The organism is Longimicrobium sp., from assembly GCA_036389135.1.
Lineage (GTDB): Bacteria > Gemmatimonadota > Gemmatimonadetes > Longimicrobiales > Longimicrobiaceae > Longimicrobium.
In genome coordinates this window covers 44,848-60,722 of sequence record DASVQP010000104.1, presented here as the reverse complement: position 1 = coordinate 60,722, position 15,875 = coordinate 44,848, and the positions used below count along the sequence as shown (strand labels likewise).

Below are 15,875 nucleotides of genomic sequence, written 5' to 3'. Positions count from 1 at the left end.
CATCCCTCATCCCTTCATCCCTGCCGTCCTACTTTCGCTTTCCAATGAACGACGCCCGCATCGGCGCCGCGTCCGGCGCATCGGCCAATGCCGCGCGCACGATTCGGTTCTGCTCCGCGGTGTGCCGGTGCGCGTAGCCCTCGGCGGGGGAGGCGCGCGGCGGGCGGCCCGCGTAGCCGAGCTCCACGCCTTCCGGAAGGAGGGCACGCAGGCGCGGCTCCACGAAGCTCCACGCGCCCATGTTGCGCGGCTCCTCCTGCGTCCACACGACCTCGCGCAGGGCGGGGAGCGCGGCAAGTGACTTCGCCAGCTGCTCCTCGGGGAAGGGGTACAGCTCCTCCACCCGCCCAATCGCCACGCGCTCCAGCCCGGCGATGGCGGCGCGCTCGGCGCGCTGCTCCTCGCCGGAGCCCACCAGGTCCACGTACACCTTGCCGCTGCACAGCACCAGCCGGGTGATCTGCGCGGCGCGCTCCTCCGGCACGTCCAGCAGCACCGGGCGAAAGGTGCCGCTCGCCAGCTGCTCCAGCCGGCTGGCCGCCAGCGCGTGGCGCAGGAGGCTCTTGGGGCTCATCACCACCAGTGGGCGCGCGTCGGTCGACAGGAGCGTCGCCTGGCGCCGCAGCAGGTGGAAGTACTGCGCGGACGTGGTACAGTTGGCCACCCGGAAGTTCCCCTCCGCCGAGAGCTGGAGGAAGCGCTCCAGCCGCGCGGACGAGTGCTCCGGACCCTGCCCCTCGTAGCCGTGCGGAAGCAGGAGCACCAGCCCGCTCCGCTCGCCCCACTTCTGGTACGACGCGGCCAGGTACTGGTCGATCATCACCTGCGCGCCGTTCACGAAGTCGCCGAACTGCGCCTCCCACACCACCAGCGCGGTGGGATCGGCCATCGTGTAGCCGTACTCGAAGCCCACCACCGCCATCTCGGTGAGCGGCGAGTTGTGGATCTCGAATGTCGCCCGCGCGTCGGCGATCTGGTGGAAGACGTTCAGCTTCTTGCCGGTGACCGCGTCGTTGAGCACGGCGTGGCGATGGCTGAAGGTGCCGCGCTCCACGTCCTGCCCCGTGATGCGCACCGGGATGCCGTCCTGCAGCAGCGACGCGAAGGCCAGCGCCTCGGCGTGGCCCCAGTCGATGCCGCCCTCCGCACCCATCGCGTCGCGGCGCTTCTGGAGGAGGCGCTCCAGCTTCGCGTTGGGAGTGAACCCCTCCGGCCGCGCCAGCATCGCCTCGTTGAGCACGGTCAGACGCTCGGCGGGCACGGCGGTCTCCACCCCGTGCTTGCCGTTGCGCGACGGGGCATCGTCGTGGCCGTGGGCGGCGTGGTCGCCACCCTTGATGCGGTCCAGGATCTCGCCGAGGCGCGCCGTGGCGCCCTGGAGCATCGCGTCCGCCTCGTCCCGCGGCACCACGCCCTCGTCCGCCAGCCGGCGCGCCAGGATGTCGCGCACGGTGGGGTGGTCCTTGATGACGTCGTACATGCGCGGCTGGGTGAACGCGGGCTCGTCGCCCTCGTTGTGCCCCCACCGCCGGTAGCCCACCAGGTCGATGACGAAGTCCTTGCCGAAGCGCTGCCGGTACGCGTGCGCCAGCCGGGCGGCGTTGATGCACGCCTCCGCGTCGTCGGCGTTCACGTGCACCACCGGCACCTCGAAGCCCTTGGCCAGGTCGCTCGAGTACCGGGTCGAGCGGTCCTGCTCCGGGTTCGTGGTGAAGCCGATCTGGTTGTTGGCGATGAGGTGGATGGTGCCGCCCACCGTGTAGCCGGGGAGCGACATCATGTTGAACGTCTCAGGCACCACGCCCTGACCGGGGAACGCCGCGTCGCCGTGGATCAGCACCGCGACCGCGGCGGCCTTTTCGTGGCGGGGCGCGCCGGGGCCGGTGGTGTCGTCCTGCGACGCGCGCGTCATTCCCACGACCACGGGGTTGACGAACTCCAGGTGGCTGGGGTTGGGCGAGAGGGTCACGCGCACGCGGGCGCCCTCCACCTCGCGCTCGTCCTGCCACCCCATGTGGTACTTGACGTCGCCCGAGGGCTCGTCCGAGTTCTGCGCCGCGTCGCCGCCGGGGACGTGCTGGGCGCTCAGGAACGCCTCCACCATCATCTCGTACGGCTTGCCGAGCACGTGCGTCAGCACGTTGAGCCGCCCCCGGTGCGCCATGCCGATCAGCACGTCGCGCGCGCCGGCGCCGGCCGCCTCGCGGATGATCTCGTCCAGCATGGGGACCATGGTGTCGGTCCCTTCCAGCGAGAAGCGCTTCTGGCCGAAGAAGGCGCGGTGGAGGAAGTTCTCGAACCCCTGCACCTGCGAGAGCCGCTCCAGCAGCGCGCGCCGCCGCGGGGCGGGGAGGGGTTGGTTGAAGCGCCCGCTTTCGATGGCGTCGCGCAGCCAGCCGCGCTCGTCCGCGTCCGGAAGGTGGAGGAACTCGTAGCCCGTGGTGCCCGAGTAGATCTCCCTCAGCCGCCTGATCGCGGAGAGTGCGTCTGTCGTCCCGTCCGGCGCGCTGCGAGCCACCGAAGCGGGGAGCGCGGCCAGGTCTGCCTCGCTGATCCCGTGGAACGCGGGGTCCAGCGACGGGTCCACCGGCGACTCCTGGCCGAGCGGGTCCAGCTTCGCCGCGGTGTGCCCGCGGGCCCGGATGGAGCGCGCCAGCTCCCGCGCCGCCACGATCCGGTCCACGTCCGCGGGAGTGGCTGCGGCCGTGGTGCCGGCGGCCGCGGGCTCGCCGGTCGGCGAAAAGGATGCGAAGTAGCCGCGCCACTCCTCGTCCACCGAGGCGGGGTCGCTCAGGAAGCGGTCGTACAGGTCCAGCACGTAGGCCGCGTTGGGCCCGGTGAATTCGCGAAGGTCTGCCATGGTCCACACATCGTGCGGGCGCCCGCGAGGGTGCGCCGGTGAGCCGCCCCGCCCCGGAGGCGTGCGGCAAGCCGCGACAACTTACTGCCGGCCGTGGCGGGCCGCTACGGCGCGGTGCTGCAAGTGTCTGACCCACGCGCGGGCAGTCGGCATCTCGTTCTTCCTTCCTATGATGGATGCCGTTAAAATGCCGGCGTACTGGACAGGCCTGGTCCCTGACAGGAAGCGTAATGAATCGGCTGCCAAAGAACCGCCCGCCCACGCATCCGGGCGAAATGCTCCTGAACGAGTTCATCGTCCCGCACGGGCTCTCGCTCGCGGAAACCGCGCGGCGCCTGCGCATCTCGTATCCGCGGCTCCACGAGACCGTAAAGGGGCGGCGCGGCGTAACCATCGACACGGCGCTGCGGCTCCAGCGCATGTTCGAGATGGACGCGGATTTCTGGCTCAACCTCCAGCGCGGTTGGGATCTGTGGCACGCGCTCCGCTCGCCGCTGGCGGAGGAGCTGGAGGCCATTCCGGCGCTCAAGCGAGCGTAAACCCGGCGCGGGGTGTCGTAAACGCGGCAAATGCGTTAACTTAGAGGACTTGGAAAGATTCCGAGTCATGCGGTCGTGCCCCGCGCCAGAATGGGCGTGTGATTCTTCTGGGCACTACGTCCAATCCTGGACAAACTCACGAGCGGCGAACGATGGGCACCACGCGGTGCCTGCGCTGCGACCAGCGGCGGACCCGGAGGGAAGAGTCCGGGCCACCCAACAAGGAAAAATGCATTTCAACGAGCTGAACCTCGCGCCCGAGCTGGTACGCAACGTCCTGGCGCTCGGGTACGAAATCCCCACCCCCATCCAGCAGCAGGCCATCCCCGCCGCCCTCGAAGGGCGGGACGTGTTAGGCCGCGCCCCCACCGGGACGGGCAAGACGGCCGCCTTCATGCTTCCTACGCTGCACCGGCTGCGCGGCAAGGAAGGGCTCCGCGCTCTCGTCCTCTGCCCCACGCGCGAGCTGGCGATCCAGGTGGGCGAGTCCGCGCGGGACTACTCGCGCGGCAGCGAGCTGTTCGTGGGCGTGGTGTACGGCGGCGTGCCGCTGGACAAGGACATGCGCGGCCTGCGCGCCGGCTACGAGATCCTCGTGGCCACGCCGGGGCGCCTGATCGACCACATCGAGCGCGGCAACATCGACCTCTCCAAGGTCGAGGTGCTGGTGCTGGACGAAGCCGACCGGATGCTGGACATGGGCTTCCGCCCGCAGATCAACGAGGTGATGCGCCGGATGCCAAAGGAAGGGCGGCAGACGCTCTTCTTCAGCGCCACCATGCCCAACTCGGTGAAGTCGCTGGCCTACGACATCCTCCGCGACCCGGTCACGGTGGAGGCGGCGCCCAAGGTGCAGGCCGCCGAGGGCGTGGACCAGTTCGTCTACCCGGTGGACGCGCGCCAGAAGACGGGGCTCCTGCTGGAGCTGCTGCTGAAGCCGGAGTTCAAGAGCGCCCTCGTGTTCTGCCGCACCAAGTTCGGCGCGGACCGCGTGGCGCAGGCCGTGGCCCGCGCCGGCATCAAGGTGGAGGCGATGCACAGCGACCGGAACATGCAGCAGCGCGTCCGCGCGCTGGAGTCGTTCCGCAGCGGCGAGGTGCAGGTGCTGGTGGCTACGGACGTGGCGCAGCGCGGGATCGACGTGGACGGCATCTCGCACGTCATCAACTACGACGCGCCCAAAGACCCGGAAGGATACGTGCACCGCGTGGGCCGCACCGCGCGCGCCGGCGAGACGGGCGTGGCGATCACCCTCATGTCGGGCGGCGAGATCGGCGACGTGGCGGCGGTGGAGCAGCTCCTTGGCGCGCGCATCCCGCGCGTCAACGTCCCCGGCTACTCCTTCTTCGTGGCCGACACCCCGCTGATTCTGGGCGAGGATGGCGAGCCGGCCCCGCCGGTGGAGCAGGCCCCGATGCCGCAGACCAAGCGCGCCGCCCAGAAGGAGGCCCGCACCACGCGCGGCCGCAAGAGTGGCGAGCTGTCGCAGGAAGATCTGGCGAAGCTGCTGCGGGTGGGCTGAGGACCCCTCACCCCCCCGGCCCCCCTCTCCCAAACTGCTGGGAGAGGGGGGAGATCGCGGCCATCCCCACTCGGCCCCGACATCGAAGAACGCCCCGATCCGTGATCGGGGCGTTCTTCGTTATGTGCGGTGTGCAAGGGCGTCGTCGGGGGCTCGCCCGCACGCGCGACCTCCGCCTGACGAAACCAAACCCGTAGGGGCCGCCCCACGTGGCTGCCCGTGCCATCCACCGCGCCGGTGCCGGCCTGTCGTCACCTGTCCTCTATCAGCCATTCCCATCCCCCATCCCCCATCCCCCATCCCCCCTCCCCCATCCCCCATCCCCCATCCCCCATCCCGGGCCCCTTTTGTGCAGTCCACCACCCGCGAGCAACCGAGCACGGCGCGCCGCCCCCGCGGATGCGTCCCCGACCGCCATACATGACCGATCCCCAAGACCAGCCCCGCGTCAGGAACATTTACCGAGGCGGCTACTTTCCGCGCGTGCGCCAGCGCTGGGAGGAGTTCGTCGCGACGGCGAAGTATGCCGCAAAGAACCCGCGCGGGTGGGTGCGCGACACGCTGCGGCGCGACGCGGAGTTCTTTCTGCACCTGGTGGACGCCACGGTAGGGGCGCTCGGCGCGTCGCTGCGCGATCGGAAGCGGCGCAGGTGGGTGCTGGGGGCGTTTGCGCTGGTGGGGTTCATCCCCGCGTTCATGTGGGAGCGGTGCGGGTTCATGGGGTGCCCGGACGTGGCGCGCGTGGCATCGCTGCAGCCCGGCGGCGCGGCGACGGTCTACGATGCGGACGGCGGCATCCTGGCGCGGCTCACGCCCGTGCGCTGGGAGGTGGTGAGGATCACGCGGCTTCCGAAGTACGTGCCGCAGGCGTTCGTGGCGGTGGAGGACCAGCGTTACTATTCACACCACGGGGTGGACTGGCGGCGCTTCCTGGGAACGACGGCGCGCAACCTGATGCCGGGCGGGCGCAGCCAGGGCGCCAGCACCATCACCATGCAGGTGGCGCGAAACGTCTTCCCGGACCGCCTCCCCGCCTCCGAACGCACCATCAAGCGCAAGCTGCTGGAGATCCGCGTCGCGACGGAAATCGAGGGGAAGTACGACAAGGACCAGATCCTCCAGACGTACCTCAACCAGATCTACTTCGGCGAGGGGGTCTACGGGATCGAGTCGGCCGCGCGGATCTACTTTGGGAAGCACGCGGCGAACCTGACGCTGCCGGAAGCCGCGCTGCTGGCGGGGCTTCCCAAGGCGCCCACCAACTACAACCCGCGCCGCAACCCCGATCGATCGCTCGCCCGGCGCAACCTGATCCTGGGGCTGATGGCGCAGCAGGGGCGGATCACGCCCCTGGAGCGTGACCAGTCACGCGCGGCGGGGCTGAAGCTGGCGCGCCTGGAGACGGAGCAGCAGCGGCGGCGGGCGCCGTACTTCGTGGAGATGGTGCGGCGCGTGCTGGAAGAGCGCATGGGGGAGCAGTTGTACGCGGGGGCGCTGCGCATCCGCACCGGGCTGGACCCGCGCGCGCAGGCCGCCGCCGAGAAGCAGCTGGAGGCGCAGATCCGGCGCGTGGAGGGCGGCGTGTTCGGGCGCTTCGAGGGTCCGCGCCGCAAGGACGCGACAGTAGGCGCCGAGACGCCGTACCTGCAGGGGAGCGCCGTGCTGATGGACGCGCGCACCGGCGACGTGCGGGCGTGGGTGGGCGGACGGTCGTTCGAGGATTCGCGCTTCGACCGCATCTCGCAGGGATTCCGGCAGCCGGGGTCGGCGTTCAAGCCGTTCGTGTGGGCGGCGGCGATCGAGCGCGGCGTGGCGCTCACCGACACCTTCATCGACGAGCCGCTGCGCCGCACCATGCCCGCCGGCGACGTGTGGGAGCCGCGCAACTTCGACGGGCGCTTCCGCGGTCCCGTGTCGGTGCGCAACGCGCTGCGCTGGTCCGTGAACACGGTGGCGGTGCGGCTGGCCGAGCGCGCGGGGCTGGACGAGGTCAGCTCCGAGGCGCGGCGCATGGGGATCACGGCCAAGGTGCCCGCGCTTCCGTCGGTGGCGATCGGCGCGGCGGCGCTGCGGCCGCTGGAGCTGGTGAGGGCGTACACCGCCTTCGCCACGCTGGGGTCGCGGGTGGAGCCACGCTTCGTGACGCGGGTGGAGAACGCGGCGGGGGAGGTGCTGTGGGAGCCCGGCGTGCGGCGCCGGCGCGTGCTGGACCCCGGCGTCGCCTTCCTGGTGACCGACGCCATGCGCGACGTGGTGGACCGGGGCACCGGCCGCAAGGCGCGCGACGTCGGCCTGCGCGGCCCGGCGGCGGGGAAGACGGGGACCACCAACGGCGCCACGGATGCGTGGTTCGTCGGCTTCACGCCGGACGTGGTGGGCGCGGTGTGGATCGGCTTCGACCGCGGGCGCCCCATCACGGCGCGCGGCTCCGGAGGCGAGCTGGCGGCGCCGGTGTGGGGGCGCATGGTGCGCGCGGCGGCCAACGGGCGCGTGCCGGTGGCGTGGGAGCCGCCGGGCGGAGTGGTGGAGCGCAAGGTGGCGGTGTCCGGGCTGCGCGTGATCTCGCCGGGGTGCCGGGCCCGGGGCGCGTCGTTCGACGAGTACTTCCTGCGCCGCGCCGTGCCGCCCAGCGTCTGCCCCCGCGGCGCCCCGGACGCCCCGCCCTGGTGGGAGCGCGCCGTCGATGCCGCGGAGACGCAGGTGCGCGAGTGGGTGCGCGAGCAGTCCGCCCGCGTGTGGCGCGACGTGCGCCGCCGCGCCGGCTTCCCGGTGGACGGCTCCGCGCCGCGTGCCGAGCAGTCGACGCGCCCGCGCCGCGAAGAGCCTGAGGCGCGCGAGCCGGCGGGAGTGGCCGACCCCGTGACGCCGGGGCCGCGCGACAGCATCTTCATCCCGCCGGTGCAGGTAGACACCATCTCGCTGTAGAAGCGTCTGGAGCCGCCCCCCGCGCCGTGATCCGTACGGGCCTTGGCGAGGAACATGGGCAAGTGCCGAGCGGGCGGCATGGACCGCTTCCTTCACTCCGCGCCCGAAATTCCGGCGCGGAAGCATGGATCGGGGCGGCGCTTCGTTCAGGAGGTAAGGCGCTTTAAGCAGAGCATTGAACACCACGCCTTACTTCCTGAACGAAGCGCTACACGCACCTGCCTCCGCGCCGTCGCGTGTCGCGGAGTGAAGGAGACGACCGGCGCCCCCCACGCCGAAACGGCCCCCGCGCCACGGTCCGTACGGGCCCGGCTGAGGAACATGGGCCAGTGCCGATCTGGCCGCATGGATCGCTTCCTTCACTTCGCGCCTGAGTTGCGGCGCGGAGGCATGGATCGGGCGGCGCTCCGTTCAGGAGGTGGTGATGTGGAGGCGCTTTCTGGCTGCCGCGCCAACGATTTGCGATGCGCCGATGGCGCGCTCGGAACGACTGTTTCGACGGCCGGGTACACCGGTGCACGAACGTACCGGTGCGGGGATGAAAGGTGCCGCTTTGCCTTGCCCGCGCCGCGCAGTAGATTGCCGTGATTATGCACTCCGGCCCGGCGCGCACGCTGCCCCCGGAGAGCGCCGCCGTACGCCGCCTGCCCAAGCGTAAACCGATGCACGCTGCGCCCGAGCGCAGAATGATGAGACGCCGGCTCCACGCCCTCGCCCTGCTGGTGGCGGTGGTGCTGCTGGGTGCGTGCGCCGGCGGCGGCGGGGCGCCCACCGGCCCCTTTCCCGGCCTGGCGCAGTTCGCCGGGCGGGAGATCCGCCGCGTCCAGTTCGAGGGCGACCTCGAGATCTCCGAAGACACCCTCCGCCGCGTCGTCACCACGCGCGGAAGGTCGTGCAAGCTCTTCATCCTCCCCATCTGCCCCTTTGGCTTCGGGCGCACGGAGCCCACGCTGGACCTGGGCGTCCTCTCGCGCGACGTGGTGCGCATCCAGCTCGCCTACCGCGACAACGGGTACTACGGCACCCGCGTCGTCCCGGACGTGCAGGAGATCGCGGGCGGAAGCGTGGACGTCACCTTTCGCATCAACCCCGGCGACCTGGTGACGCTGCGGGTGCTGGAGGTGCAGGGGGTGGAGCGCGCCGACAGCGCGGGCGAGATCGCGCGCAAGCTGCCGCTGAAGCTGAACGAGCCGTTCCGCCGCAACGACTTCCTGGCATCGGTGGATACGGTGCGCAACAACCTGCTGGACAGGGGCTTCCCCTACGCCCAGGTGCTGCGCAACTACTCCATCGACACCATCGCGGACGTGGCGGAGGTGCAGCTCGTGGCCAACACGGGGCCGCTGGTGACGGTGGACACCATCCTCTTCGCCGGGCTGGACCGCATCACCGAACGCACGGCGCGGCACCAGATCGCAATTCGCGAAGGGCGCCGGCTGCGCGCCACGGACCTCTCCCGCAGCCAGCGCAACCTGTTCGAGCTGGAGCTGGTGGACTTCGCGGCGGTGGAGGTGGCGCCGGACTCGCTCCAGCTCACGCCGGACAGCGCGGAGCTGGAGATGGACAGCATCGGCTCCACCGTGATCGTGCGCGTGGCCGAGGCGGCGCGCTACGCCGTGGACGCCTCCGTCGGCTACGGCACGCAGGACTGCCTGCGCGCGCAGGGGAGCCACACGGACCGCAACTTCCTGGGCGGCGCGCGGCGGCTGGAGGTCTCCGGGCTGGTGTCGAAGCTGGGCGCGGCGGGGCCGGTGGACGCGCTGCGCGACACGCGGCTGTGCGACGAGTTCCAGCTCGATTCCACCTCCACCTCCATCGACACCACCATCGCCAGCGCGCTGAACTACCGCGTCGCCGCGGACTTCGTGCAGCCGCGCCTCTTCGGCATCCGCACCTCGTTCCTGGCCAGCGTCTACGCGGAGCGGCTCACCGAGGTGGGGCTTTACATGCGCAGCGCGCGGGGCGGGCAGGCCGGCTTCGTGCGCCAGGTGGCGACGGGGACGCTGCTCTCCGGCACCTTCACGGTGGAAAGGTCGCGCACGGAGGCGAACGACTTTTTCTTCTGCGTGGCGGTGGAGGTGTGCAACCGCGAGGACATCGAGGCGCTGAAGCGGTCGCGCTGGTCCAACTCGCTGAACACCTCCGTGCTGCGCAACCGCGTGCGGCTGGACCCCTTCCCCAGCGGCGGCCACCAGCTTCGCACCACGATGGACTACGCCTCGGCGGCGCTGGGGTCGCAGGACGAGTACCTGCGCGTCTACGCCGACGGCACGGTGTACCGGCGGCTGGGCGGCCCCGTCATCGCCTCCGCGCGGCTGGCGGGGGGGACGTTCTTCCAGGGGCTGCTGAACGGCGACGGATACATTCCGCCCAACCGGCGCTTCTACGGCGGCGGCCCGGCGGGGGTGCGCGGCTTTCCGCGCAACGAGCTGGGCCCGCAGGTCTACGTGGAGCGCACGCGGCTGAGCGACGACGGCAGCGTCACCGAGCTGGACGTGGACACGCTCAACTCGGCCACGGGCGGAACCCGCACGCTGCTGGGGACGCTGGAGGTGACCGCGCCCTCGCCCTTTTTGCGCGAGTCGCTGCGGCTGGCCGGCTTCGTGGACGCGGGGCGCGTGTGGGACCCCGCCACCCGCCAGGCGGAAGGGTGCCAGAGCCGCGACCCGGGGCTGCGCATCACGCCCGGGGTGGGGCTCCGCTACGCCACGCCGGTGGGGCCGCTGCGGGTGGACGTGGCGTACAATCCGTACGACCCGGAGCGCGGGTGCCTGTACGCCATCGACGAGAACGACCGGCTCCTTCCCACGCCGATCAACCAGAGCTTCGCGCCTGAGGGGCGGGGAGGGGCGCTGAGCCTCAACCGCTTCATCTTCCAGCTCTCGGTGGGGCAGACGTTCTGATGCCGCGCCGCCGCCTGGGTCGAATCGGGCTCCTCATGCTGGGGCTGCTGGTGGGCTTCGCGCTCACCTTTGGCGGCGTGTGGATGTTCGTCCGCCGCACCCAGACCATGGAGGTGGCCGAGGAGCGCGTCAGCATGGCGCTGGGGCTGCCGCGCGAGGCGTTCACGGTGCAGGCGGTGGAGGAGGACGGCTCGCTCGCCATCGCGCTGCGCAACGTCGCCTTCCTGGACGCGAACGGCGACACGATCGTCGCGGCGCCGCTGGCGCGCGGAACGCTGGACGCGGGCTCCGTGAGCGGCACCGGCGCGTACGTGCTGCGCGATGCCGAGCTGGTCCGCCCCGACCTGCGGCTGTCGCAGGATGCCAGGGGCGAGTGGAACGTCTTCGGGATCGTGGTGGCGGAGGCGGACGGCACCCCCGTGCGCCCCACGGGCGCCAACGGCGACGAGGCCGCGGCGCGCTCCATCGTCATCCGCGGGATGCGGATCGTGGACGGGCGCGCGCGCATCGCGTACCCGCTGGAAAGCCGACCCGCCGCCCCCACCGGCCGCTTCGCCTCCCTCAAGCAGCCGGAGATCCGGCGCGAGGGCGGGCGCTGGGTTCGCGTGTCGTACCTGAGCGACCTGGACGCCGTCCTCCCCGGCATCCGCTTCGGCGGCGGGGGCGGGTGGCGCGTGGACATCGGTTCCATGTCCGCCACGGTGCGCAACCCGGACACGCGCATCGCCCAGGTTCGCGGCTTCTTCGAGGACCGCGGCGACCAGGTGATCCGCTTCAACCTGGCCGAGGTGCGGGCCGCCCACTCGCGCTTCGCCGGCGGCGGGACGATGACTCCAGCCGGCGAGGCGCTGGCGTACGACATCGACCTGCGCTTTGCCCCGCTCGACTTCCGCGACCTGCAGGGGATGGGGATCGCGATTCCGGGGCAGGGGATGGCGGCGTTCTCGCTGGGGATCAACACGCTGAGCGGCGGGCGGATGCAGTACGCCGTCACCGACGCGCGCGTGGCGATCCTGGATTCGCGGTTGGGCGGCGACGTCACCGTCATCACCGCCCCCGGCCAGGCCACGGCCGTCCGCGACGCGCGCCTGACGATGGAGCGCGTGCGCCTGGCCGACCTGGAGACGCTCGGCTACCTGGACCGCAGCGAGTTCGCCGGCATCCTGAGCGGCACCGTCGTGAGCGAGGGCGAGGCGCTGCGCGTGGACGTCGCCGCGCGCGTCACGCCGCGCGACGCTCCGGAGGCCACGCCGTCGGTGCTCACCGCGCAGGGGCGCGTGCTCCTGGCGGCCGGGCGGCAGCCGATGCGGCTGGACGGGTTGCGCGTGGGGGCGGACCCGCTCTACCTCTCCACGCTGCGCCCGCTGGCACCGGAGAGCGCGGCGATGCTGCAGGGGGTGATGCGCGGCGGCGCCACGCTTTCCGGCCCGCTCTCCGCGATGCGCATCCAGGAAGGGAGCCTGGCGTACGCCGTCGGCACCGCGCCGGAGAGCCGCATCCGCGGGCTGTCCGGCACGCTGGCGATGGGCCCGCCGATGCGCTACTCGCTGGAAGGGCGCGCCGAGCCGCTCGCCCTCGCCACGCTGACGCAGCTCTTCCCGGCCCTCCCCTTCCGCTCCGCCACGCTGTCCGGCCCCATCGCGGTGAGCGGGACCTCGGAGAGCGTTGACTTCCGCTTTGACCTGAGCGGCGCGGCCGGCGCCATCGCGGCGCGTGGCAACGTGGCGATGGGCGGCGCGGTGCCGCGCTTCGAGGTCACCGGCTCGGTGGAGGCGTTCCGCGCGGCCTCCGTGCTGGAGAACGCGCCCGCCGCCGCGCAGGGGCTGCTGACCGGCACCTTCAACGCGCGCGGCACCACCGAAGACCTGCGCTTCGGCGTGAACCTGGCGCAGGGCGGCGGCACCTTTGCGCTCGGCGGCACGGTGCGGCGCCCCGGCGGCTCCCCCGCGCAGTTCGACGTGGCCGGGCGGGTGGACAACTTCCGCATCGGCTCCATCCTCGGCCGGCCGGATCTGCTCCCCTCGCCGGTCACGGGGCCGATTGCCGTCTCCGGCGGCGGGCGGCAGCCGTACCGTTTCGACGTGGCGCTGCGCGGCGAGCAGGGGCTGCTGGACGTGGATGGGTGGTACGCGCCGGGCCCCGTCCCCTCGTACGCGGTCAACGGCGCCGTCGCCGACCTGGACGTGAGCGGGCTGCCGGGGATGACCTCCGCGCCGCGCACGCGCCTCACCGGCACCCTCGCCATCCAGGGCCGCGGCACCACGCCGGAGACCTTTGCCGGCACCGTCGCCTTCCGCGCGGAGCCGGGGTCGCTGATCGGGCGCTACCCGCTGCAGACCGGGCTCGCGCGGCTGGAGGCGCGCGGCGGCATCCTGCGGGTGGACACGCTGGACTTCGCGCTGCGCGGCGCGCGCTTCTCGGCCACGGGCGCCATCGGGCTCACCACCCCCTCGCCCACGCCGCTCCAGTTCGCGCTGAACGCGCCGGACCTGGCGCTCCTTCGCCCCATCATTCCCGGCGGCGACACCCTCCCCGATCTCGCCGGTGCGCTGACGGCTTCGGGAACGATCACGGGCACCGTGAAGGCGCCCACGATCGCCGCGCGCGGTAACGCGCGGGGTCTCCGCTACGGCAGCATGGCGGCGGGCACGCTGGCCTTCGACGTGAGCGGCCTGCGCGCCGGCACCGCCTGGAACGGGCGCGTCAACGTGGCGGGCACGGCGCTGGAATACGGCACGCAGCGGCTGGATTCGCTGCGGCTGGACGCCGTCATCGCGCCGGGGAGCAGCACCTTCACCCTTGCCGCGCGCCGCGACCCCGCCACCGACATCACCGCCTCCGGACGGCTGGAGCTAGACGGTGCGACGCCGGTGGGGGCGATCTTCGACAGGCTCGCGCTGCGGCTGGGCGATTCCCGCTGGGAGCTCGGGCAGCGCGCCCGCCTCGGCTGGGGCGACCGCGGGCTGGCGGTGGAGAACTTCGCCCTGCGCCGCGCGGACGGCGGGCGCGGGTTGATAGAGGCCGACGGCGCCCTCCCGACCACGGGCATCGCGGACCTGCGCATCGGCATCACCGACCTGAGCCTGGTGGACGTGCGGCGCCTGGCGCCCAACACCGCCGTGCCGGACCTGGCGGGCGCGCTGAACCTGCAGGCCGCCATCACCGGCCCCGTCGCCGCGCCGCTGATCACGCTGGACGCGCGGGTGGACTCGCTCCTGGTGCGCGGCTTCCGCCTGGACCGCTTCGCCCTGGTGGGGCGCTACGCCGCCGGGCGCATGGACGTCACGGGCGACGCGCAGATCGGCGGGCGGCGGGTGATGGAGCTGCGCGCCGGCGTCCCGATGGCCGTCTCGCTGGGCGGAATGGTCCCGCAGGTGGAGCTGGCGCGCGACGGTGCGCTCACCGCCACCTTCAACGCCGACTCGCTCCCGCTGGCGCTCCTCGCCTCCGCCGTCCCCACCATCGAGGACGCGGAGGGCGTCGCGCAGGCCCGCGTGCAGGTGACGGGGACGCTGCGCAGGCCGCGCGTGAGCGGCGGAGCGAGCCTGATCGGCGGCGCGATGACGGTGGTGCCGCTGGGGGTGCGCTGGACCGGGATCGCCGGCCAGGTCACGCTGGATGGGAGCCTGGTGCGGCTGGACTCGCTGGTCGCGCTCTCCGCGGGGGGCCGCGCCCGCGTGGACGGCACCGTGCGCCTGGACGATCCCGCACGCCCGGACATGTACGTCCGCCTGGCGCTGGACAACTTCCAGGTGATCGACAACCGCGAGATGGCCGAGCTGGAGGTGGACGCGGCGCTCGCAATCTCCGGCCGCTTCCCCAGCACGGTCGCGACCGGCAACGTCCGCATCGAAGACGGCACCATCTACCTCCCCGCGCTCGGCGCCGAGCGCGAGGCGGAGATCCTGGGCGCCGAGGTGGGCGAGATCGGCGCGGACACCGTGAGCGCCCCGGCGGGAGCCTCGGCGCTGCTGGCCGCGCTGCGCCCGCGCAACCTGCGGGTGGAGATCGGCGACAACGTCTGGCTCCAGTCGCCGGACGCGCGCATCCAGCTGGGCGGCGAGCTGCTGGTGGACCAGCCGCCCGGGAACCCCACCTTCTCCGTCTTCGGCGACCTGGAGGCGCGTCGCGGCACCTACACCGTCGCCATCGGCCCCATCGAGCGCGAGTTCGAGATCCAGTCCGGCGTGGTGCGCTTCTACGGCACGCAGGAGTTCAACCCCGGCCTGGACATCCTGGCCGAGTACCAGGTGCGCGACCCCGAGCTGGGCGGCGAGGACATCACCGTGCAGGTGCGCCTCACCGGCACCGTGCAGAACCCGCAGGTCGCCTTGAGCGCCAACACGCGCCAGCCCCTGCCGTCGTCGGAGATCGCGTCGCTCCTCGTCTTCGGCCGCCAGAGCGCCACGGCGGGCACGGCGTTCGAGGCGCTGTCGAGCCAGATCGTGGGCGGCGTGTTCCTGGAGGAGTTCATCGGAAACCTGATCACGCGGGAGCTGGAGGAGCGGCTGATTCAGACGGGCCTGGTCGACTTCGTGCGCGTGCGGGCGCGGCCCAGCGGGGCCGGGCTGGGAGCGTTCAACGTGTCGTCGGGCGCCAGCATCTTCAGCGCGGTCTCGCTTGAAGCGGGGAAGGAGCTGGTGGACGACGTCTTCCTGACGGGCCAGATCTTCAACATCTTCTCGACCGAGAACGGGGCGCGCCGCTTCGGCCTCGCGCTGGACTGGGAGATCACGCGCACGCTGAGCCTGCGGCTGGCCGTGGAGCCGGTGCGCCGCGATCCGATCCTGCAGCAGAACCTGCGAAATCGCGACTACCAGGGCTCGCTGGACGTGCGCCGCCGCTGGGAGTACGGCCGCTCGCGCAAGCGCGACGAGGCGATCCAGCGTCCGCGCCCGCGCACCGAGCCCGCGCCGGGGGAAAAGTCGACCCCCACCGGCCTCCCGCCGCCCCCACCCCCGCCGGAGAACGTCTCCACGACCCCTCCGGCACCTCCGTAACACCACGCCCCCGGATGCTAAGGCATCCGGGGGCGTGGTGATTTTGGGGGCGCACACCGGGCGCAACACCCCGGGGGCACCCCCGGGGGGCCGCAGCACCGGGGGATAAATCCCCCGGCTGGAACC

6 protein-coding genes are annotated in these 15,875 nt (G+C 72.3%); 5 read left to right on the top strand and 1 reads right to left on the bottom strand.

Going from position 1 to position 15,875, the window contains the following annotated elements:
* Positions 1-28: 28 nt before the first annotated feature.
* Positions 29-2,860: a 2-oxoglutarate dehydrogenase E1 component gene (locus tag VF584_21980; GenBank protein HEX8212860.1), complete on the bottom strand. Its 2,832-nt coding sequence runs from the start codon at positions 2,858-2,860 to the stop codon at positions 29-31.
* Between the two features lie 230 nt (positions 2,861-3,090).
* Here VF584_21980 and VF584_21975 point away from each other — a divergent pair, with 230 nt between their 5' ends.
* The 5 genes from VF584_21975 to VF584_21955 all read left to right on the top strand — a co-directional run bounded on the left by VF584_21975 (position 3,091) and on the right by VF584_21955 (position 15,749).
* Positions 3,091-3,399 (top strand): HigA family addiction module antitoxin, encoded by a 309-nt coding sequence (locus VF584_21975; GenBank protein ID HEX8212859.1) that lies wholly within the window; start codon positions 3,091-3,093, stop codon positions 3,397-3,399.
* Positions 3,400-3,628: 229 nt separating this feature from the next.
* Entirely contained in the window at positions 3,629-4,921 is a 1,293-nt protein-coding gene (locus VF584_21970) for a DEAD/DEAH box helicase (GenBank protein ID HEX8212858.1), read from the top strand.
* Positions 4,922-5,341: 420 nt separating this feature from the next.
* Positions 5,342-7,846 (top strand): PBP1A family penicillin-binding protein, encoded by a 2,505-nt coding sequence (locus VF584_21965; protein HEX8212857.1) that lies wholly within the window; start codon positions 5,342-5,344, stop codon positions 7,844-7,846.
* Between the two features lie 686 nt (positions 7,847-8,532).
* Positions 8,533-10,749 (top strand): BamA/TamA family outer membrane protein, encoded by a 2,217-nt coding sequence (locus VF584_21960; protein ID HEX8212856.1) that lies wholly within the window; start codon positions 8,533-8,535, stop codon positions 10,747-10,749.
* Complete coding sequence (locus tag VF584_21955) at positions 10,749-15,749, top strand: translocation/assembly module TamB domain-containing protein (protein HEX8212855.1); 5,001 nt, start codon at positions 10,749-10,751, stop codon at positions 15,747-15,749. The genes VF584_21960 and VF584_21955 overlap by 1 nt, the downstream gene beginning before the upstream one ends.
* Positions 15,750-15,875: the final 126 nt, after the last annotated feature.

Bases quoted from the DNA above. Each gene is read 5' to 3' on its own strand.
- VF584_21980 (HEX8212860.1), bottom strand. From the start codon at position 2,860: ATGGCAGACCTTCGCGAATTCACCGGGCCCAACGCGGCCTACGTGCTG.
- VF584_21955 (HEX8212855.1), top strand. From the start codon at position 10,749: ATGCCGCGCCGCCGCCTGGGTCGAATCGGGCTCCTCATGCTGGGGCTG.
- VF584_21970 (HEX8212858.1), top strand. From the start codon at position 3,629: ATGCATTTCAACGAGCTGAACCTCGCGCCCGAGCTGGTACGCAACGTC.
- VF584_21975 (HEX8212859.1), top strand. From the start codon at position 3,091: ATGAATCGGCTGCCAAAGAACCGCCCGCCCACGCATCCGGGCGAAATG.
- VF584_21965 (HEX8212857.1), top strand. From the start codon at position 5,342: ATGACCGATCCCCAAGACCAGCCCCGCGTCAGGAACATTTACCGAGGC.
- VF584_21960 (HEX8212856.1), top strand. From the start codon at position 8,533: ATGATGAGACGCCGGCTCCACGCCCTCGCCCTGCTGGTGGCGGTGGTG.